Genomic DNA, 19,931 nt, shown 5'->3' with positions numbered 1-19,931 from the left:
CCATGACTACGGCGCAGACTCTTCAGTACCCGCAGCCGAACGAGCGGCCCCGACGTCGCCGCCGGCGGAGGACGTTCATCGTCTCCGCCGTCGTCATCGTCCTCACCCTCATCATCGGCATCATCGCTGCCGACCGCATCGTCGACTACACCACGGAGCAGCGCATCGCCGACAGGCTTGCCGACTACGGAGACGCCGAGGTCTCTGTCGAAGGCTTCCCCATCCTCACGCAGCTGGCTTCCAGAGAACTGAACTCGGTGCATGTCACCGCCGATGAGGCCAACTATGAGGGCGTCGACTTCACCGATGTCAATGCGAAGCTCTATGACGTTCCCACCGGCGGGTCGAAGCCGATCGGCACCGTCGAGGGCACTGCGGTGCTCCCCCACTCGACCCTCGACGAGCTCGCCGCCGAGCATGCGAACCTGCCCGAGGGGATGTCTTTCACGACCGTCGACGGTGAGCTCTACCTTAAGGGGTCGATGCTCGGTCAGGATCTGCTCGTGGGCATCGACCCGAATGCCGACGGCAGACGGGTCGTCGTCGATGCGACGACGATCAAGCTGGGTTCGGCTGAGTTCTCCCTCGATCGCCTGCCTGGATTCCTCACCTCAGAGATCTCCGATATCGTCATCGATCTCGACTTCCTGCCCGCCGGTCTCGAACTCACCGACATTACCGCCACCGAGGCGGGACTGCAGGTGAGCCTCCACGGATCCGGGGTCAGCCTGCAGTGACCGGTTGGGGACCTGGGCGACTACGGTCGGGGCGGGCCGCCTCGGCGATCGGGTTCCTCGGCGGTCGGGTTCCTGGGGGAACCGAACCCGATTCTCGAAGATCAGTGGGGCCGAAGTGTCATCTTCGCCCGGTGGGCTCAGGGTTCGAGTGCAACAGTGGACTGGGCTCAAGCTACCTGCTCATGCAGCAGATCAGCTAGGACTTCGGCCGGTGGCACGGCCTTATGTCTCGGTGGCACGGCGCGCTGCCGGTCGGCTCCACTGTCGGGGATGACTCCCTCCATGCGCAATGCCGCTTTCCGCCTGAAAGTGTGGGTTCTGCCGCACTCGGGCACCAACGGCTACATCACCGCGTGGGGCGAGATGCAGTCGGGCACACAGCCGTTCTCACACGGAGATCTTCCGCTCCGACCCCTGGTGTGACTCTCCGACAGCTCTCATCTGCCGAGCCGACGATGTCCGCTCGAATCGCGCACGGACGCTCAGCGTCGCCGAACTGAGCGCTGTCTGCACATCCACTCTTCGGGTCGATCTCTCTTGTCTGCCGACCACGAACGGGATCCCTGTGACCACTACCTCTGCACCCACCTCACGATCCGCCTCACCGAACACCCCGGGACAGCAGCTGTTCCGGGCGCTCCGCCGCGACACCGTCGGCGGCGCACTGCTCCTCATCGCCGCTGCTGCCGCTCTGATCTGGGCGAACTCCCCCGCATCGGCTGCATACTTCGCAATCCGCGACTGGGAATTCGGCTATGAACCCTGGCACCTGCGGCTGAGCATCGGACAATGGGCCGCCGACGGACTGCTCGCAGTCTTCTTCTTCCTCGTCGGCATCGAACTCAAGGCGGAATTCACCCGCGGTGACCTGCGGCGTCTCCGCACCGCCGTCGTCCCGATCACCGCGGCGGCCGGCGGAGTCCTCGTCCCCGCCCTCATCTGTGCGGCCCTTCTGCTCACCCGTCCGGAGCTGCTGCGCGGTTGGGCCATCCCCACCGCGACCGACATCGCCTTCGCCGTTGCCGTCCTCGCGATCGTCGGCTCCCACCTGCCCAAGGCGCTGCGCATCTTCCTGCTCACCCTGGCCGCGGTCGACGACCTGCTGGCGATCACCATTATCGCGGTCTTCTACACCGAGACCATCGCGATTCTCCCCCTTGCCACGGCACTCGGAGTCGTCCTCGTCTTCGGACTCGTCGCACACCGCTTCCGTCGCGTCTTCGTCGACCGTGCGTGGGCCGCGTGGGTCGTCCTCCTCTCGCTCGGCCTCATCGCCTGGGCACTCATGCACGCCTCCGGTGTCCACGCGACCATCGCCGGAGTGCTGCTGGGCTTCATGATCCCCGCCGTCGTCGGTCGTGGTTCGACCCGCACGATTGGCACCGACCACGGTGCCTCCAGCAACCTCGATCCCTCTGCCGAGTGCGCGAACAGGGCTGGAATCGACCTCGCCGAGGCGCTCGAACACCGCCTTCGACCGCTGTCGGCCGGTTTCGCCGTCCCGGTCTTCGCATTCTTCGCCGCCGGCGTCGATATCGGCGGAACCCACGGTCTGGCCTCGGCGTTCTCCCATCCCCTGACCTACGGAATCATGACGGGACTGATCGTGGGCAAGCCGCTGGGCATCCTCGTCTCCACCTGGTTGGTCACCCGGTTCACCGGTGGGTTGAATCCCGGTCTGCGTTGGGCCGATATCACCGGCATCGGGCTGCTTGCCGGCATCGGCTTCACCGTCTCGCTCCTCGTCGCCGAGCTCAGCTTCACCGCCGGTTCGATCGAACACGATGTGGCGAAGGTCGCCGTACTCAGCGCCTCCCTGCTCTCGGCCGCACTCGCCGCGCTCATCCTCACTATGAGGAACGCCCGCTATCGTCGACTGCTCCAGGCACGAAAGCAGTCCGCCTCAGGCGTATAAGGAAGACGGTCACGGGCGTGTGGTCCGTCGGTGACCGGCGAAATCGAAGCAGCCGATTGCCAGTTCCGTCACAGACAGCCCCACTAGGCTTCGAATCGTCCGTGTTCCTCCCCACGATCAGCACCGATAGTGCAGTGCATTCGACCAACTGAGAAGGACCGTGCCATGGCATTCGACAAATTTCTCGACAAGGCCAAGAACCTCGCCAATGATCCCAAGGTCAAAGACAAGCTCAATTCTGACAAAGCCGAGAAGGCCACCGACTCAATCCTCGACAAGGCCGCCGGTGTCGCCGATTCCCTGACCGGAGGCAAGCACTCTGACAAGATCAAGAAGGCCCGGGACGCCGCCGACAACGCCATCGGCAGTGACCGTGGTCAGCCCGGCAGTGCGAGTCGCGGCGACGAGCAGTCCGGCGGTGCGGGCCGCAGCGACGCCGTTCGTGGGAACGGTGTCCGCGGAGATGATCGTGGCGACAATGGCTTCGACGGCGGCAACGGACCTGCCGGAAGCCGCTGATCGTCTGCGTCACCTGATCGAGCCCCTGCCGAGGGCTCGATCTCTGTTCGGCGGTCTTAAGCGGAAGCAGCGGTCTGACCAGCAGGTTCAGATATGCGACGGTGCAGACAATCCGGCCTCAGGAATCGATGTCCGGGGCCGGCACACCCTTCGGATCGGCGTCGATCGTGATCCGCACTGCGTCGATGACAGTGTGATCGCGCAACAGCTCCTCTCCCGGGACTGCCCAACCATCCCCGTTCTTCTCTCCGCATGACTCGCCGCGCGGAGCGAAGACCTCACAGTCCACAGCGGTGATCGGTGCCGTGGACTCGATGACGAGGTCTCCGCGGTCCAGGGGACGGACGTAGACGACGACACCGCTGTCCTGTTCTCCGTTCAGGTCCGCGGCCGGCACGGCTGCTCCGGCAACCTCGTAGTCGAGGATTCCTCGGTGAGATCCTGCGGCGAGCCTGTCCGTGGAGAAGTCCATATCGACCGAATGCAGCTCTGTGTCGATGTGCGCCTCGCCAGCGGTCGAATCGATGGTTCCCCGCGGATTCGAATACTGAGCCCGCAGGTACGGAGGCAGCAGGGACTCGGTGTCGGGCAGGCGGAATCCGTCGTGGACTTCCCGGCCGAACCCCCATGCCGTATCGAGCGCGAGCTCGAGTTTCGTGTCCATCCGCACCGAGTAGCTGCCATCGGCGGCGATGCTGACCGTGTGCTCAACATACTTGCTGCGCAGCGGGCTCGGTGCGGCATCCACTCCGCCGGGCGCTGCGATCACAGTCGTGATCGTCACAGCCGCTGCGAGCGCCGCCGTGACGGAGAACGCGCGACTGCGTGCGAATCTGTGCTTCATCTCGCTCATCCCTACCTTTCAGACGCGGGGATCGGGGACGCCGTCATTCCTGCAGGAGGAGCGAAGGCGATGATTTCATGGCTGTCGGCTACGGACTCCCGCCACACCACGTGCCCGCCGGAATCAGAGTCATCAGCATCATCGACCCGAGCGAATGCTTCAGCGTCACAGCCGTCGCCGAGGGCGAAGTCGACGTTGTCGGCAGGACAGTAGACCGGCCCGTCGGTGTCGATGTCGAGCGTATGTGTCTTCTGCGCGAGCTGACCATTGCCGAGGGCGGGGACGGGCACGGCGAAGAAGTCTTCGCCGGCCACGGTGACGAACACCTCGTCGAGGACGTATTCGAGCTCGACGACATGGCGGCCTTCGCTCCACTGCACGACCTCTCCGTCGGAATCCTGCGGGGTGATTTCGACGTGCACCGCCGGATGGTCGAAGCCCTTCTGCTCCGACTCGTCGACGTCGATGTTCAGCTCTCCGAGGGTTTTCGGTGAGTCCTGAGTCGAATCGTCGGCTGTGCTCAGCTCGACAGCGCTCAGCGACGAGACCTTCGGCATCATCGCCAGCCTGTTGCCGGTCCGCGGATCTCTGCCCACGCCGACATCACTGATCCACAGACTGACCGGCTTTCCGCCTTCAGGCGGGGTCTCGAAGATCAGCCGTTGGCGGATCTGCACGGTGCCGTCTCTGCGCGGGGCCACCTCGGTGATGGTTTCCTGCGGGGTCAGCGCATGTTCGGGCAGGCTTTTGGTCTCTGGGTGTGGGGCCGAGTATCGCAGCACCAGCGCGGTCACGATCACGCCGATGACGACGACGGCGACCGCGGTGGACGCGATGCCGATGAGGAGGAGCAGCCTGGGGCGGGTCATGACTCCACACTATGGCCAGGGCCCGTCACAGGAGCTGCACGTTCGGTGCCAGACCTGGAACAATCGCTGGGTACGCTGCTGCGGCTGTGCCGCCGATTGCGTCGTCGAAGTTCCGCCGCACCGGCCCCGTTCGGCCGAACCGGTGGCTCTGCTGCCGACGAACGGCAGCCGGCGGAGGAGTGTGTGAGAATGGCAGTCTGCGTCAAACTACGCTGTGCCCACCGACCACGACTGCAGCAGGAGTTGCCATGCGATCGCCCATCCCGGATTTCCTCGATGAGACGCTCGAACGATTCCGACCGGACCGGTCCGGGGAGACTGCGGACTACATCCCGGACCTTGCCGCAGCTGATCCGGAGAAGCTCGCGATCTGCATCTCCACCCTCGACGGCGTCGAGTACACCTCCGGTGATGCCGACTTCGAATTCTCGATCCAGTCGATGTCGAAACCCTTCATCTACGGCCTCGCCCTCGAGCAGGAGGGCCTGGCCGGAGTCCTCGAGATGGTCGGCGTCGAACCCAGCGGTGAGAAGTTCAACGAACTCTCCCTGGACAAGAAGTCGGGCCGACCGCTCAACCCGATGATCAACGCCGGGGCGATGACAATTCACTCCATCCTCGGCGAGCCCGGTGCAAGCTTGGCCGAACGCACGGAGATCGCGCGCGCCGGGCTCTCCCGCTTCGCCGGCCGGGAGTTGTCGATCGACGAATCGGTGGCCGACGGCGAATGGCGGGAGGCATACCGAAACGTCGCCATCTCGAACATGCTCCGGTCCTACGACATCTTCTACGACGACCCCGACGAGGTGGTCCGCGGCTATATCGAACAGTGCGCGATCACCGTCACCGTCAAAGACCTCGCCATCATGGCCTCGACTCTGGCCGGCGGCGGCATCAACCCGCTGACCGGTGAACAGGTGCTCTCTCCCAGAGTCAACCGGCAGGTGCTCGCCGTTATGATGACCTGCGGCATGTACGACGCAGCCGGCGACTGGATGACAGAGATCGGTCTCCCCGCCAAGAGCGGAGTCTCCGGCGGTGTCTTCGGTGTCATGCCCGGTCAGGTCGGCATCGCCACGTTCTCTCCACGACTGGACAGGCACGGCACGAGCGTCCGCGGAGCGAAGATCTTCCAGGACCTCTCAAATCGCTTGAGCCTGCATATCATGGATGCTCCCGAACCGGCCCGCTCGATCATCCGCCGTGACCGTCGCTTCGTCGACTCGGAGGGCAAGATGGTCCGCATCTGCAGCCTGCAGGGACTCATCCAGTGGAGCGGTTCGGAGAACGTCCTGCGCGCGATGGACGAACCCGGTTCCACCACGAACACCTTCGTCCTCGACCTGCGCCGCGTCAACGAGATCAACTCCGTCGCCCGGGGCATGCTCACCGAGGCGCTGTCACGAATGAAGGACGATGGGATCCGCGTGGTCCTGCTCGACCCCGACGACATGATGCAGTGCAAGGGACCGAACTCCGCGCTTCCGGGCGTGCAGATCCTCGATTCGCTCAAATCAGTCAAAGGACTCAAACGCATCCGCGACGATCGTCGCCGGGAGATGGCCGACCGCTCCAACTGACGGCAGCGATGGGTCGGTCCCACCAGCGGGATCGGTGGGGGCCGATCCGCGTGGCGGAAGCAATGGAGGCCGATCCCTGCTGCAGGAGGCGTAGAATCCGTCCGCTGGGATCCGGAACCGGCGGCCGATGGGGATTTGATAAGGTGAGCCTTACTGATCCCCTGCGCCGAGGCGGCTCCGCACTCCGGAGTCGACCGTGAGCTTGCAGGGGCACCCCGTTTGAGAAAGGCCGCCTGTGACGACCGCACCCAACTCCCCCGAACGCACTGCACGACCCGTCCGCCAGCAGGCTGTTCTCACTGTCCTCGAGACCACCGAAATCAGCCCGCACCTGATGCGGATCCGCCTCGGCGGGGACACCTTCGACAACATCGATTCGAACGACGCGACCGACAAGTACGTCAAACTCCTCTTCGCCGATCCGGCACATGAGCTCGTCCCACCCTACGATCTGACGGAGCTGCGCGAGCAGTCCCCCGAGAAGCTGCCGAGTCGCCGCACCTACACGGTGCGAGAGATCGACCTGGACGAGAAGTGGCTGAGCATCGACTTCGTCATCCACGACGATGACGGCATCGCCGGTCCCTGGGCGAGGAACGCGAAACCAGGAGACACGCTGGTCCTCTCCGGCGCGGGCGGAAAATACGCCCCCGCCGACGTCGACTGGCACCTGCTCATCGCCGACCATTCCGCGATACCCGCGGTGAGTTCGGCCATCGAAGCCATGCCCACCGAAGCCACCGGGGTCGTCCTGGCCTATGTCGCCGACGACGCCGATCGCGTTCTGCCCGAGGCCCCGGAAGGCGTCGAGGTGAGGTGGGTGGACTCGGACGAGGAGCTCATTGCCGCAGTTGAGGGGCTCGAGTGGCGCGCGGGCACTCCGAAGGTCTTCGCTCACGGCGAGCGCGAGACGATCAAGGCGATCCGCAAGATCCTCAAGGACCGCGAAGTGCCGAGGGAGTCCCTATCGATCTCCGCCTACTGGGCACGCGGCCGCGCCGAGGATCAGTTCCAGGCCGAGAAGCGCGAGCCGATCGGCCAGATCGACTGATTTGCCTGCCCGGTCACACCGACCGCGCACGTTGCCGTCGACCGCTCACGACATACTGCTAGCGGTCGACGCTGAGGTGAGCGGTCGGCGTGGGTTCAGCTGCGGCGGCGGGTGAGGAAGAAGGCCGCACTGCCGATCGCGATGAGGCCGACGGCGACGCCGCCGAGGATGAGGTACTGACCGAGATCGGCGCCGGTACGCGGCAGCGGGTCTCCGTCGGCGTCGCTGGAAGCTTCGGAACCGTCAGCACTCGAGCCCGCGTCGGAGGCGCTTGCGTCCGACGCTGCCTCAGGACCGATACCCGAGTCTGCGTTCGAGCTGGTCGCTGAGTCGCTGCCAGCGCCGGTGTTCGAGTCGCTGTCCGACTCCGCCCCATCAGCGCCCGTACCGTCGGCGGCCGAGTCGGATTCGCTGCCCGAGTCCGATTCGCTGCCGGCATCGGCCTGAGCATTGTCGTCGGTACCCGCGTCCTCGTTCGCCCCCGCGTTTTGGTCAGCGCCGGCATCGTCATCGGCACCCGCAGCATCAGCGCCGGCATTCTCATCGCCGCCGTCGCGCCCGTCGTTCGCGAGATCGGCGACCGAGTAGATGCTCGTCGTGCCCGAGACCTCGTTGCCGACGACCAGCGCGGCTTCTCCCATCGGCGACTCGTCCGCGTTGAGGAACGTGATGCCCTCCGGCCCCAGGTCTCCGGCGCTCGCGAGCAGCGCAGCAGGATCCGAGACATCTTCGATCTCGTCCTCGACGGAGACCGAGAAGTCCCGATTGTCGAAGTAGGTTGCGAACTTCGGGGCGCTCGGGTCGCTGAGGTCGAAGGCCGCGATTCCGCCGATGCGTTCGAAGCCGACGAACGCGTAGGTCGTCTCCCCCACCTCGCCGGTGGTCAGCGCCTCGGGCTCTGGGCCCTTGTCGTCGCTGCGTCCTTCGAGGTTCGACTCGGAATGGTTGGAGTTGAAGAACTCGGGCACTGCCTCGGCGGTCAGCTTCTCGAACTCGTCCCCGGAATCGGCGACGAGCTTCCCGTCGGTGGTCCACACGGAGAATGAGCGGGCGCCGAAAACCACGAGCTCCTCAAAGCAGTCGCCGGCGTCGTTCAGGCCCAGATCGGTGACGATGTTCAGCCGTCCGAGGTCCTCGTCGCCGAGCTTGTCCGCCAGCGGCGAGGTCTCACACACCGGGGCGAGGCCGTCCTCGCCGAGATCCTTGACCCTGGCCGCATCGACGAAATCGCCCCATTCACGGGAGTCGCCCTCGTTCGCGGTCACGAGGTAGTCGGTGCCGCCGGAGGTGAACGTCGAGATCGTATCGGGCATATAGGCGCCCTTGAGCCCCTCGTGCTCCGTGATGTTCACGGTCGGAGCATCCTCGGGACCCCGGTCCGATGCATCGAGTCCGTTGCCGGCCTGGCCATGATCTTTGAGACCCAACGGGAGGATCTCCTCGACAGACGCCGAGGCGATGTCGACGACCGCGATCGCGTTCGCTTCCTGCAGGGTCGCATAGGCCTTGCCACCGGCGACAGTGATGTACTCGGGTTCGAGATTGCGCGAAATCGGCAGGTCCTCTTCGGGTGTCGGTCCGAAGATCCGCACATCCTCGGGCAGGGTCTTCGTCCCGCCGTCCTCGAACTCGTGGAAGTCCGCAGTGTGCACGTCCGAGGCCGACGGTGCGGCCACCTCGGCGGGGAGGTCGATGACGGACACCGAACCTTCGGGGTCGGTGGAGAAATCATCGGCCGGCTCGCCCTCGTTCGCGACCAGGGCGTGGCTGCCATCCGGGGTGACGGTGACCATGTCGGGCAGGGACCCGACAGGAACTTCGCCGAGGATGTCCGCCTCGGAGTCGTTCGCGTCGAAGAACATCACGGTTCCCGGCTGCGTCTTGTCCTCGTTCTCGAGGGCGATGACGCCGAGGCCGTCCTCGCGGATGGAGATCGAGTTCGCCACCCCGGTGCCGGTGATCTCGGAGACCTTCTGCGGGTCTGTCGGGTCCGAAGCGTCGATGACGTCGACGGTGGCCGCCTGGGCGTTGACGGTGAAGACCGTGTCACCGTGGACCGCGGTGATCTCGGCGGCGGATTCGTCGAACTGTCTGGTCTCGTGGGAACCGAGGAAGCCCATCTCGATCTGCGCATCCGAGGCCGAGGAGCTGATGGGATCGTCCACTTCTGCAGCTTGGGCGGAGCTTGTGCTTGTCGTCGAGCCGCCGACGGTGAAGCCGGTGGCCAACAGGAGGGCGGCCGCCGAGGCCGTGAGCGTCTTCGCAGACAGTGGGATCGTCATCGGTTCTCCGGGATCGATTGGGTGTCGCGGGCCGACTGAACCCGCAAACACCTATTCATAGGCACCCGGAATGGACCGGTTCCGAACCGCAGATGGACGGACGGTGAACTCGTCCGGCGCGGCGACGACTCGCCGACCGCTCACCTTGCCGTCGCTGTACCAGGGTGTGCGGTGCGCGGTCGGCGGAGACGTCAGCGCTCGGCGAGGTTCGGGGTCAGCCGAGGTTCGGGGTCAGGCGAGATCGAGGTTGTCGGCCACCTCGGCGACCTGGCGCTTCGCTGCCGCATCGAGGTCACGCACCGGCAGAGGCAGGGTGTCTGCACCCACGAGCCCGAGATGTTCGGCGATGGCGGCGGTCACGCGCAGGCTTCCGCCGAATTCGGTGAACAGATCCCACAGCGGCTGCAGCTCGGCCGAGAGTTCGCGGGCGAGCTGCGCATTGCCGAGTTCCGCGGCCCGCGTGATCTCGAGCATCGGCTCGGGGATGGTGCCGCCGACTGCCGTGTACCAAGCATCACAGCCGGCGATGAGGCCCTCGGCACCATGGGCATCGCCGGAGATGCCGATCGTCACCTCGCTGCCGATGGCCGCACGGATCTCGCCGATGCGCTCGTCCCATCCGGCTGGCGAGGCCGGAGTTCCGGGGATCTTGATCGAGGCCACTCCGTCGAGCGCCGCCAGCCGCGCGTAGAGCTCGGTGGTGAACGTGAAGTGCGTGGTGCCGGGGTTGTCGTAGACGACGACGGGCAGGTCGGTGGACTCGGTGACCGTGCGGAAGAGGGCGAACACCTCGTCCTCGGTCAGCGACTGATAGCTCACCGGCGCCAGCAGCAGTCCCTGCGCTCCGGCGGCTTCGGCCGAGGCGACATTGGCCAACACATCCCTCATCCGCAGCGCCCCGACGCCGATGAAGACGGGGATGTCGAGAGCGGATTCCGAGCTCAGCTGCGCCACCCGGGCGCGTTCGTCGGTGTCGAGATACGCGTACGAACCGGTCGAGCCCAAGGCTGTGATCGAGTCGACTCCGGCGAGGACGAGGCGTTCGATGAGCCCGACGAAGGCATCCTCGTCGAGGCGATCATCCTTCAGCGGCGTCAGCGGAAAGGCACTCAGCCCAGTGAACAGGGACAAGTCGTGGGTGTTCGTCAATGGTCCTCCTCGGGTGGACGCGGGCCACCGATGGCGCGAACCTCGGGTGGCCGCGACGAAACGCGGTCGGCAGCAGCGGATGGGTCCGCTTGCGTTCAGTCTGCCAGGTCAGTCGAGAGTAGGCAGGTACATCTCGAACCGATCGAACTCCGGTTGGGCGGAGGCGACTTCCACGGCCGCAGCACCCACGGCGTTGGCTGCCCGCAGTGCGCGTCCCGTTTCGATTCCGCTGGTCAGACCGATGGTCAGGGCCGCGCAGTAGGCGTCTCCGGCGCCGACTGCGCTCACGGGGGTCGCTTCCAGCGCCTCGGCGAAGGCGATCTGCTCACCTCTCTGCAGCAGTGCCGACCCTTCCGCCCCGTAGGTGACGGCCACGAGCTGCGCGGTCTGCAGCTGCGGCAGCTGGGAGTATTCGTACTCGTTGACGATGATGAGATCGGCACGATCGACCACCTCGGCGGGCAGAGAACGGGCAGGAGCGGCATTGACGGTGAGGAACCCGGGCACACGGTGGGCCAGTTCGACGATGAGGTCGAGGCGGATCTCGAGCTGAGTGAGCACTGCCTCGTCGGCACCGAATTCGATTCCCGCGAGGCTGACCTCGGCATTCGCACCTTCGCACACGGCGATCTGATTCTCACCTGCGGCATCGACCATGATGAGCGCGGTCCCGGTCTCGGCGGTCGCCTCGGCGATGCCATCGGTCCGGACTCCGGCAGCACGGAGGGCTTCGAGCATCGCCCGGCCCTCCGAGTCAGGGCCGACCGCACCGATCATGCGGGTCCGCGCACCGAGGCGGGCGGCAGCTGCGGCCTGATTCGCGCCCTTCCCACCGGGCGAACGGGACAGTCGGCCGCCTCCCACGGTCTCACCGGCGGCGGGAAGTCGGGAGGTGGTGGCGGTGATGTCGGCGTTGATGCTGCCGACGACCGTCAGGGAGCAGTCGATGGTCATGGCCTCATTATCGACGATCGCGGGCGGGCCGACGATGACCGTCGGTGATCGAGGACGGAATGTGCCGGTGCCCTGTCGGCAAGGTTGGGCACACGGTGGGAAACCGCTGCCGATCGTGGGCACACTGGGGAAATGGAAGAAGCCCCGTGATCCGTTCGCACAGATCACGGGGCTTCCCGATCGGGGTGAGTAACGGGACTTGAACCCGCGACATCCGCGACCACAACGCGGCGCTCTACCAGCTGAGCTATACCCACCACATGCACTGCGACTCAAGGCGCAGACAGCAAGATATATCCTAACCGCTCCCGCCTGACCCGGGCAAACCAGAATCGCCCCTGAACCCCGATGAGACGCAGATCTCATTACGTGCAACGATTCAGTAGCGATCTATAACGGTTTCGGACAACGGGTAGGAGCACCCCCAGACATTCATTAGTATTGACTCGGTCCTGTCCTCGATAATTTTCAAGGAACCCTGTACATGCCTCGTGCGTTGATCTCCGTCTCTGACGACGGGTTCACCTACATCACCCTCAACGGGGCGACGAGTCGCTATTCGGACACCGGGCAGGCCATCTCTTACCTCGGCGACTATGCCCAAGAGACCGCGACTCCTCTGGCAGTGACGATTGACGACGGGTCGAAGAAGACCGAGATCGGCATCGATGAGAACGGGAAAGTCGGGGCAGTCCCCACGGACGACACCAGCGCCGAGGCGACCATGGACCAATCGTCCACCGTGGCGTCCACGGATGGTTCGGCGCAGTCGGCCGGACTTCCGAAGCATTCCGACCGGAATTCGAAGGACCAGAGCACGAATGGCCAGTCCACGGGCAGGCAGAACGGCTTCGCGCCTCAGGACGACTCACCAGGGTCGAACGGTGACAGCTACCCGCTGGGCACCCCGTTCTCCGGACCGGCCGCGCCGGCCACGCCGACAGTGAAGAAGACCCCGGTGCGCAGACGCTCGGCCCGCAAACGTCCGCAGCGGCTGAAGAAGATCACCGTCCCCGGGCTCGTGCTCATCGGTCTGGCGATCCTCATGATCGGCGCATTCGTCGTTCCCAACATCGTCCCCGTCGACTCCCCCGACACCCCGCAGACGATCGGCTCGGAACAGCAGGTCAACCCCGCCTCCGAACTCTCCGTCGACAAGACCCAAGACGTTGTGCCCAGCTACGACAACTCCCCGGCCTGGGAAGCCGAGGTCCCCAAACGCGCCTCCGTGACGGCTTCTGATCGCGGAGTCCTCCTCGTCAACGACAACCGCCTCGAAGTCCTCGACGCGGACACCGGCCGGTCTCGGTATATGGGCACGATCGACGAGTCCCCGACCTTCGCCGTCGACACCGTCATCGACGGGCGGCCGGCCCTGCTGTGGCAGTCGGGCGATACCGCCGAGGCGCTCTTCGACGGAAAATCGAAGCCGAAGACCTACCAGTTGCCGGAGAACGCACGCATCACCTCGGCCGGCAAGAGCGTACTCATCAAATCGGGCAACACACTCTCGACCTTCGGCGCCGACGGACTGGAAGACGTCCCCACCCCGCAGGCCGGTTCGACACCGATGGCCATCGACGACGATGAGCTCTTCAGCTCGGATTGGAACGGTCCGGTCAAGGCGAAGAACATCAAGACCGGCGACGAGCGCAGCATCAAACTCGAAAGCCCCGGCGACGACCTGAAGATCATCGACTGGATCTCGGCCGGCCACGGCAAGGCGATCACATTGTGGGGCGAACAGGGTGCTTCGACGAACTCGGGCCACAGGATCCAACTCGTCGTCCACTCCCTCGACGACGGGTCGATCCTCTCGACCGTGACCACGACAACCGATATCGTCGGCGAGCAGTCCTGGGTGCGCGGACAGGCCGGAAAGCGCGCCTATATCGGTCCTTATCTCTTCGATCTCGAGTCGGGTCTGCTGCTCATGGACGTCTCAAGCCGCGACATCCATCTCTCCGAACCGCGCGGAACGATCGTGCCCTGCACGATGGACACGAACACCTCCTGCCTGCTCGCCGGAAAGCAGGCGTTCAAGACAGACACCGACCTGCTGGCCGTCGTCGATGAGGGCAACAAGGCGCTGGTGCTCGGCGACGACTCGACCGTTCGCGCATATCCGAAGAAGTCAGAGACGCAGGATCGCTGATTCCGCGCCACGGCGAAACACGCCTACGGCTTTAACACATCTGGCCGAGACATTAAGATAGTGCCCGATGTGTCTGAACGTCATGTCCCCTTGACCCAATGAAGTCGGAATCCCCACCGCGAAGGAACGTAGTGCCAGTCTCACACAGGTTCAGCCGCAGAGCCGCCGCAATCGGCGCCGCGCTTGCCCTGGCAGCACTACCTATCTCGGGGACGTTCACACCTGCATTCGCCCAGCCGAGCCCCACCCCCACGGCCGAAGCCAATTCGAGTGCCGAGGCCGGTGCTTCCACAGGAGCAGATTCCACGTCCGCGGACGACGCTGATTCGTCGGCAGACGGTGCTGACGGTGCCGACGACGGCAACGCCAATTCCGAAGGAGGGGCCGACAGCGGCCCCGATCCGGGCCCAACCGAAGACGGCGACAAGGCCTGCAAAGATCAGGAGTGGACCTCGGACCAACCGTGCGTGATCGAGGGTGAACTCACCGCCAAGTGGCAGAGGATCGGCAAGCAACTGGCTGTTCCGCCGAACGATCAGGAAAAAGGTTCCGGGACACTGCCGGAGAGCTGGGTCGGAAAGCCGTTCAAAGCCCCGAAACAGGCAATGAAGCGCATTCCGGCACAGTCGTCCGCCGACCACGCCACTGGTTCGGTCGAGAACGGTTCGGGCACCGATGACAGCGGTCAGTCCGTTGCCGAAGCGACCGCACGGGCCTCTATCCCGGATACTGTTGAGTTCAACGAAGACGGGGTGATCGTCGACGCCGACGGTTCCGGTCCAGTGAAGTTCGAGAACTTTGATGCCCTTGAAGGCCCCGACCCTGCCTGGACGTTCGCGCTCAACGACGATGGCCAAATCGCCGTGGCCGATGGGCAGCCTTACCCCGATGACGACGCGGGAGATGACGCCGAAGCATCCAGCGGCTCGGACGGCTCCACTTCTAACGATTCAGAAACCGACACCGAACAGGACGGGACGGCAGACAGCGATCCCAATACAAAGGCGGATGGATCGGCCTCGTCAGACAGCGCCACCGCCAACAGTGACCCGGACGGCGGCAAGACCGCCAGTAAGGACGGCGCCACCTCCGACGATGGTTCCGCGAACGACCGCGAGGCCGGCAAAGACGGATCGTCCGCGGACAGCGAAGCCTCTGACGCCACCTCGACCGATGGCTCCACCTCATCGGATTCGGGATCGAAGGACCGCGCGAACTCCTCGGGCGACAAGAACTCCGACGGCCGAGAATCTGACGCCGATTCCGGTTCAGGCTCGAACGACTCTCGCGGCAGCGATTCCGACAGTTCGAGCTCCAGTTCGGATTCCGGAGACGATGACGAGAAGGATTCGGACAAGGATGGTTCCGGCTCGTCGATCGGCGCCTCTGATGCCGACGGCACCACTCCGGACCCGTCGAACGGCAACGGCTCCCCCGATGATGAACGCGAGACCATTCCCGGCAATGCTGGTGATGAATGGCTGCCCGGGGATGACGAGGATACCGAAACCCCTGACTACTCGGACCCTGTGCCTCGCAACCCCGACGAGCCTGCACCCAAAGACGATACGGACCTCATCACGGGTGGCGATCAGCCGTCCCCGCGAGCCAACCAGAATCCGGCGACCTCGTTCGGCGAATCCATCATCTCCACGATCGTCAGCTCCTGGCCCATCTTCGTCCTCGCCGCCTCCGGTATGGCCGCGGTCGGGTTCATCATCTACCTCATGGGACGACGCGGAAAACAGGACTGAGGCCGCGTGGACCTCTTCGACTCCGAACTGCGAGTCATCGCCGCTGCCGAGCAGCTCGTTAGCGGACTCGGCAGCGATGACAACCACACCGTTGCCGCGGCCGCGAACGCCGGACCTCTGGTCACGATCGCTGCGGTCGGCGACTGGAACCGCGGTGTGCTGGCCCCGTGCGGACGCTGCCGTCAGGCCATCCTCGACCTCCATACCGATGTGCTCGTCGTCGTAACTGACGACACCACGGGCCAGACGTCGATCGCCCCAATTCCGGCGCTGCTCCCCCAGACTTACCGGCATCCGGACTCTGCCCCCGCACAGCTGCTGTGATTCAACGCCCGCTACCTCGACGCGGTCGCCGACGAGACGAAGACTCTGACGGTGCGGTGGAACGAACGCCACTGCACGGGGCCGGCTCTGGCGTACTTCGAGAACACCGAGCATGGCACGCTTCCCGTGGAAGTCGCCTCGGTGATGGTGAAGGGACTCGACGAACTGGAGCCTGAGGATCTCGACCTCACCCGCCCGGGTGCGCTGGAGCGGTATATCGCCGGTCCCCGCGGCCACTACCCGACGATGCCCGTCGACGCGAACGTCGAGATCGTAAGATTCCGTCGAACCGCGGCCGATATCTGACACTCGCAGCGCCCAGCCGCTAAGCTGGACATCGAAGCACTGTGGCACAAGGTCACAGACGCAGCAAAGCATTCTCGACCGGGAGGACTCGACCCGATGACTGACAACGTCTACACCTCAGATGTGACCGTCGACCAGGCGACAACCGCGCAGCTCGCGGAGTCGATCCGACTGCGCGAAGAGCGCATCGCCGAGAACATCGACGAGCTCGTCGGCCGCATCCACCCGAAGGTGCTCGCAACGCGCGCCGTCAACAAGGCGAAGTCCGAGGTCGTCGAGGAAGACGGCTCCCCCAAGCCCGAGATCATCGCACTCGGTGCCGGTGCCGTCCTCGGTGTGGCCGCCCTCATCGTCGGACTCTCCGGTCGCAAGCGTGGCTGATGCCGCACTACCGATCCGGATGCTCCATGACCGGATCCTGCTCGAACCCAGCGAGGAAGCCGGGGAACGCAAATCTTCGGCGGGCATCGTCATTCCCGCCACCGCCAGCATGGGCAGACGCCTCGTGTGGGGCCAGGTCGTAGCCGCGGGCCCGCATGTGAGGCAGGCCAACCTCGGCGATACCGTCCTCTACGATCCCGAGGAACTCGCCGAGGTGGAGCTCGAAGGACGCGCGTATGTGCTGCTGCGCGAACGCGACGTCCACGCGATCTCCGAGCCGGCCGAGCAGTCGAGTTCAGGAATGTACCTCTGAGATGCCGCCGGGCGTACGGGCGTCGGTGATGAGAACGCCGCGCCGGCTGGGCCCGGAACTAGACTCTCAATCAGTGGGTTCCGGGTCGCAGAGATCGCTGGGACAGGGACTCTGACCAGGGGCTTGCGACCTTCATCACAAAATCGAATATGGGCCGATCTCGGTTTGCATGATCGGTCGTCACCTGAGTAATATTAATTCTCGTTGCACAGCATGTGCGGCACGCACCTCTAGCTCAATTGGCAGAGCAACTGACTCTTAATCAGTGGGTTCCGGGTTCAAGTCCCGGGGGGTGCACAGAGAACTGAGAACCGCTTCTGACATCACGTCGGAGGCGGTTCTTTCGCATTCACCCTTGTCGGCCCACCCTGCTCTCAAGTTCGGTTCACCCTGCTCTCACGTCACCAGGTTCCTCCATGTGCAATCCAGAACAGGGTGTACTGATTCGCGGGTTTGGACTTGTTGCGGCGGCGTCTCGGTCGGGAACGACTCGCGGGCCACGCGGGCCGGCCCTTGATGCTGGCGGCACTGTTTGAGTCGAAAAGCCCTTGTTGGAAACTGTGCTGTCTGACTTCAGGTGGGCTGCCAGCAGATTCGGCTCCGGTCAGGGGCAGGACGAGCGGCTCTCGGCACGGGCAGGGCCCGGTTCAGTCCTGTCCCGCGCGGGCGTAGGCGCCGAGCACCTGGCGCTCGGAATCACCGAGGTAGGCGCCGAGGATCGTCGCCGCAGCCCCCGGCCCATCAGAGCGATAGATCTCGACCACCTCGCGGTTGCGCTCGATGAAAGGCGCATGGAGGAAGTCGAGGACCTCGACCTTGAGGAAGGCCAGGCGCAGCTCGGCGAGCACATTGGCAAACGACCGCATCAACCGCCTGCTGTCCGACAGCGAGACGACGGCATTGTGGAACCCCATGTTCGCCGTGCCGACTTCCAGCCAGTTCTCTTCGGCGGCGAACTTCTCGGCGGCGTCGACGGCCGCCTCCATCCTCACGGCGTTCGGGTGGTTGCGCGGGGCGTGCTCGAGCACAGAGCACTCGACGTGATGGCGAACTCGGTAGATATCGACGACATCGGCCGTGTTCGGCGACGCCACGGAGACGCCACGGTGCGGGATGTGCGTGACCAGGCCCTGCTCCCCGAGCACGCGGAAGGCTTCGCGCAGAGTATTGCGCGAAACATCGAACTCCTTCGCCAGCGCAGCTTCGGACAGCCGCTCACCAGGGCGCAGCTCTCCCGCGATGAGACGGTCAGTGAGCCTGTTGACCAGGGACGAATCGTGATTCACCTCTCCATCCTACTGAACCGACACCGCAAACTCCCATCCGTCCGTCCACAATCTCACGAAGAAAAATGTGACCCCCGTCTATGTTTGTTCAACAATAGGTGCTAGATTGTTTACCACTTCACGTGTGCCAGGACACAGACATCGCTGTCCTCACCCCATCGGCGCACGCGAAGGAACTCATGACCACCAGACAGTCGGAGACTCCCATGTCACACGCACCGGAATCCCAACCGCCGGAATCGAGCTCGTCGGACGCAACCGCGTCGGGACGCGCCAATGCCTCGAGTGAGATCGGCTCGAAGATCAGCCGCAGCGCGATCGTCGGGGCCATCTTCCTCATGGCCACTTCGGCGATCGGTCCGGGCTTCATCACCCAGACGGCCACCTTCACGGCTCAGATGGGGGCGGCCTTCGCCTTCGCGATCTTTGCCTCGATCCTCATCGACATCGCCATCCAGCTCAATATCTGGCGGATGGTGACCTCCTCGGGCAAGCGCGCGGCCCAGCTGGCCTCCTCGGCCGTGCCGGGGTCGGGCATCCTCCTGTCCGTCCTCATCGTCATCGGCGGACTGGCCTTCAACATCGGCAATATCGCCGGCGGCGGGCTCGGCCTCAACGCACTGCTGGGCATCGACCCGAAACTCGGCGGACTGCTCACCGGCGTGCTCGCGATCGGCATCTTCCTGTTCAAACGCGCCGGAAAGGTCGTCGACACCGTCGTCCTCGTCCTCGGCATCGGGATGATCATCCTCACCTGTATCGTCGCCATCGTCTCCAATCCGCCCGTCGGTGAGGCGCTCAGACAGTCGATCGCACCCGACACCATCAACTTCGCCACCGTGACCACGATCGTCGGCGGCACCGTCGGCGGCTACATCACCTACTCGGGTGCCCACCGATACCTCGACTCGGGCAAAACCGGCCCGGAGAACGCCGGTTCGGTCATGCGCTCGGCGCTGTCGGGCATCATCGTCACCGGTGTCATGCGCTACGTCCTCTTCCTCGCCATCCTCGGCGTCGTCGCCTCCGGAGTCGCCCTCGACCTCGACTCGAGCGTGGCTAACCCCGCCGGTCAGGCCTTCGCCGCAGTCCTCGGTGATGCGGGAATGCGCATCTTCGGCGCCATCTTCTGGGCCGCGGCACTGAGCTCGGTCATCGGCGCAGCCTACACCTCCGCGACCTTTCTCTCCGCCTTCTCCACGCGCCTCAAGGGCGGTTGGCCGCTGCAGCTGGCGACCGTGGCCTTCATCGTCGTCTCACTCATCGTCTACCTCGCCCTCGGCACGGCACCCGCCACTCTGCTCGTCTTCGTCGGCGGCTTCAACGGCCTCATCCTGCCGATCGGTCTGACGATCTTCATGTACATCGGCTGGTTCAGGCCGCGCCTGCTACGCACGGATTCGTACCCGAAGTGGTTGCTCATCATCGGCACCGCAGCAACACTGGTCACGTGGTACACGGCCACACAGTCCGTCGGCCCCATCTTCGCCATGATCGGAATCGGAGGATGAC

At 64.8% G+C, this 19,931-nt stretch carries 19 protein-coding genes and 2 tRNA genes; 14 read left to right on the top strand and 7 right to left on the bottom strand.

The annotated features are described in order from the left end of the window. Nucleotides 1-2: 2 nt before the first annotated feature. The 4 genes from BLIN9172_RS01740 (at nucleotide 3) to BLIN9172_RS01730 (ending at nucleotide 3,171) form a co-directional block, all read left to right on the top strand. A complete protein-coding gene (locus BLIN9172_RS01740; protein WP_101553589.1) occupies nucleotides 3-737 on the top strand; it encodes an LmeA family phospholipid-binding protein in 735 nt (244 codons plus the stop codon). 270 nt (nucleotides 738-1,007) lie between these two features. Continuing rightward, nucleotides 1,008-1,160: a hypothetical protein gene (locus BLIN9172_RS18030; RefSeq protein ID WP_164742817.1), complete on the top strand. Its 153-nt coding sequence runs from the start codon at nucleotides 1,008-1,010 to the stop codon at nucleotides 1,158-1,160. Between the two features lie 142 nt (nucleotides 1,161-1,302). Continuing rightward, nucleotides 1,303-2,652: a Na+/H+ antiporter NhaA gene (gene nhaA, locus BLIN9172_RS01735; RefSeq protein ID WP_373270448.1), complete on the top strand. Its 1,350-nt coding sequence runs from the start codon at nucleotides 1,303-1,305 to the stop codon at nucleotides 2,650-2,652. A 165-nt stretch (nucleotides 2,653-2,817) separates the two neighbouring features. Continuing rightward, nucleotides 2,818-3,171 (top strand): antitoxin, encoded by a 354-nt coding sequence (locus tag BLIN9172_RS01730; RefSeq protein WP_101553587.1) that lies wholly within the window; start codon nucleotides 2,818-2,820, stop codon nucleotides 3,169-3,171. 118 nt (nucleotides 3,172-3,289) lie between these two features. On the opposite strand, the gene BLIN9172_RS01725 is transcribed toward BLIN9172_RS01730, so the two are convergent. Beyond that, entirely contained in the window at nucleotides 3,290-4,015 is a 726-nt protein-coding gene (locus tag BLIN9172_RS01725; RefSeq protein ID WP_145997911.1) for a hypothetical protein, read from the bottom strand. A gap of 11 nt (nucleotides 4,016-4,026) precedes the next feature. Continuing rightward, nucleotides 4,027-4,884, bottom strand: coding sequence for a hypothetical protein (locus BLIN9172_RS01720; protein ID WP_101553585.1), 858 nt, complete (start codon nucleotides 4,882-4,884; stop codon nucleotides 4,027-4,029). Nucleotides 4,885-5,132: 248 nt separating this feature from the next. Here BLIN9172_RS01720 and BLIN9172_RS01715 point away from each other — a divergent pair, with 248 nt between their 5' ends. Next, complete coding sequence (locus BLIN9172_RS01715) at nucleotides 5,133-6,464, top strand: glutaminase (protein WP_101553584.1); 1,332 nt, start codon at nucleotides 5,133-5,135, stop codon at nucleotides 6,462-6,464. A gap of 235 nt (nucleotides 6,465-6,699) precedes the next feature. Continuing rightward, nucleotides 6,700-7,515: a siderophore-interacting protein gene (locus tag BLIN9172_RS01710; protein WP_101553583.1), complete on the top strand. Its 816-nt coding sequence runs from the start codon at nucleotides 6,700-6,702 to the stop codon at nucleotides 7,513-7,515. Between the two features lie 95 nt (nucleotides 7,516-7,610). Here BLIN9172_RS01710 and BLIN9172_RS01705 read toward each other — a convergent pair whose 3' ends face one another. The 4 genes from BLIN9172_RS01705 to BLIN9172_RS01690 form a co-directional block, all read right to left on the bottom strand. Then, nucleotides 7,611-9,797 carry a choice-of-anchor I family protein gene (locus BLIN9172_RS01705; RefSeq protein ID WP_180956935.1) on the bottom strand — a complete coding sequence of 729 codons (2,187 nt, stop codon included), beginning with the start codon at nucleotides 9,795-9,797 and terminating at the stop codon, nucleotides 7,611-7,613. A gap of 231 nt (nucleotides 9,798-10,028) precedes the next feature. Beyond that, nucleotides 10,029-10,946 (bottom strand): dihydrodipicolinate synthase family protein, encoded by a 918-nt coding sequence (locus tag BLIN9172_RS01700; protein ID WP_240811909.1) that lies wholly within the window; start codon nucleotides 10,944-10,946, stop codon nucleotides 10,029-10,031. Between the two features lie 108 nt (nucleotides 10,947-11,054). Then, on the bottom strand, nucleotides 11,055-11,900 hold the full coding sequence (locus tag BLIN9172_RS01695) for a PfkB family carbohydrate kinase (protein WP_101553582.1): 846 nt from the start codon (nucleotides 11,898-11,900) through the stop codon (nucleotides 11,055-11,057). Between the two features lie 184 nt (nucleotides 11,901-12,084). Then, nucleotides 12,085-12,157: transfer RNA gene (locus tag BLIN9172_RS01690), tRNA-His, on the bottom strand. A gap of 227 nt (nucleotides 12,158-12,384) precedes the next feature. Between BLIN9172_RS01690 and BLIN9172_RS01685 the strand changes: the two genes are divergently transcribed. From BLIN9172_RS01685 to BLIN9172_RS01655, 7 genes are all read left to right on the top strand, one after another. Further along, complete coding sequence (locus BLIN9172_RS01685) at nucleotides 12,385-14,055, top strand: hypothetical protein (RefSeq protein ID WP_101553581.1); 1,671 nt, start codon at nucleotides 12,385-12,387, stop codon at nucleotides 14,053-14,055. 131 nt (nucleotides 14,056-14,186) lie between these two features. Further along, nucleotides 14,187-15,809, top strand: a complete 1,623-nt coding sequence (locus tag BLIN9172_RS01680; protein WP_101553580.1) for a hypothetical protein — start codon at nucleotides 14,187-14,189, stop codon at nucleotides 15,807-15,809. Between the two features lie 6 nt (nucleotides 15,810-15,815). Further along, nucleotides 15,816-16,133 (top strand): hypothetical protein, encoded by a 318-nt coding sequence (locus BLIN9172_RS01675; protein ID WP_101553579.1) that lies wholly within the window; start codon nucleotides 15,816-15,818, stop codon nucleotides 16,131-16,133. Between the two features lie 51 nt (nucleotides 16,134-16,184). Further along, the gene (locus tag BLIN9172_RS01670) at nucleotides 16,185-16,439 is read left to right on the top strand and encodes an ASCH domain-containing protein (RefSeq protein ID WP_101553578.1); all 255 of its coding nucleotides are present in this window, start codon (nucleotides 16,185-16,187) and stop codon (nucleotides 16,437-16,439) included. Between the two features lie 96 nt (nucleotides 16,440-16,535). Further along, the gene (locus BLIN9172_RS01665; protein ID WP_062862037.1) at nucleotides 16,536-16,820 is read left to right on the top strand and encodes a DUF3618 domain-containing protein; all 285 of its coding nucleotides are present in this window, start codon (nucleotides 16,536-16,538) and stop codon (nucleotides 16,818-16,820) included. Next, nucleotides 16,813-17,133 (top strand): GroES family chaperonin, encoded by a 321-nt coding sequence (locus tag BLIN9172_RS01660; protein ID WP_101553577.1) that lies wholly within the window; start codon nucleotides 16,813-16,815, stop codon nucleotides 17,131-17,133. Before BLIN9172_RS01665 ends, BLIN9172_RS01660 begins: the two co-directional genes overlap by 8 nt. 224 nt (nucleotides 17,134-17,357) lie before the next feature. Next, nucleotides 17,358-17,430, top strand: a tRNA-Lys gene (locus BLIN9172_RS01655). Nucleotides 17,431-17,780: 350 nt separating this feature from the next. Here BLIN9172_RS01655 and BLIN9172_RS01650 read toward each other — a convergent pair. Beyond that, entirely contained in the window at nucleotides 17,781-18,419 is a 639-nt protein-coding gene (locus BLIN9172_RS01650) for a GntR family transcriptional regulator (protein WP_101553576.1), read from the bottom strand. Between the two features lie 179 nt (nucleotides 18,420-18,598). On the opposite strand from BLIN9172_RS01650, the gene BLIN9172_RS01645 reads away from it, so the two are divergent. Then, a complete protein-coding gene (locus BLIN9172_RS01645; RefSeq protein ID WP_373270447.1) occupies nucleotides 18,599-19,930 on the top strand; it encodes an NRAMP family divalent metal transporter in 1,332 nt (443 codons plus the stop codon). Nucleotide 19,931 lies beyond the last annotated feature (1 nt).

Origin of the sequence: Brevibacterium linens ATCC 9172, assembly GCF_900169165.1 — a bacterium.
Classification (GTDB): domain Bacteria; phylum Actinomycetota; class Actinomycetes; order Actinomycetales; family Brevibacteriaceae; genus Brevibacterium; species Brevibacterium linens.
The sequence above is the reverse complement of the archived record's forward strand: the minus strand, read 5'-3'. Positions and strand labels throughout refer to the sequence as shown.

Coding starts and splice junctions, on each gene's coding strand:
- BLIN9172_RS01705 (WP_180956935.1), bottom strand. CDS start 9,797: ATGACGATCCCACTGTCTGCGAAGACGCTCACGGCCTCGGCGGCCGCC.
- BLIN9172_RS01715 (WP_101553584.1), top strand. CDS start 5,133: ATGCGATCGCCCATCCCGGATTTCCTCGATGAGACGCTCGAACGATTC.
- BLIN9172_RS01695 (WP_101553582.1), bottom strand. CDS start 11,900: ATGACCATCGACTGCTCCCTGACGGTCGTCGGCAGCATCAACGCCGAC.
- BLIN9172_RS01720 (WP_101553585.1), bottom strand. CDS start 4,884: ATGACCCGCCCCAGGCTGCTCCTCCTCATCGGCATCGCGTCCACCGCG.
- BLIN9172_RS01645 (WP_373270447.1), top strand. CDS start 18,599: ATGACCACCAGACAGTCGGAGACTCCCATGTCACACGCACCGGAATCC.
- BLIN9172_RS01665 (WP_062862037.1), top strand. CDS start 16,536: ATGACTGACAACGTCTACACCTCAGATGTGACCGTCGACCAGGCGACA.
- BLIN9172_RS01725 (WP_145997911.1), bottom strand. CDS start 4,015: ATGAAGCACAGATTCGCACGCAGTCGCGCGTTCTCCGTCACGGCGGCG.
- BLIN9172_RS01740 (WP_101553589.1), top strand. CDS start 3: ATGACTACGGCGCAGACTCTTCAGTACCCGCAGCCGAACGAGCGGCCC.
- BLIN9172_RS18030 (WP_164742817.1), top strand. CDS start 1,008: ATGACTCCCTCCATGCGCAATGCCGCTTTCCGCCTGAAAGTGTGGGTT.
- BLIN9172_RS01730 (WP_101553587.1), top strand. CDS start 2,818: ATGGCATTCGACAAATTTCTCGACAAGGCCAAGAACCTCGCCAATGAT.
- BLIN9172_RS01685 (WP_101553581.1), top strand. CDS start 12,385: ATGCCTCGTGCGTTGATCTCCGTCTCTGACGACGGGTTCACCTACATC.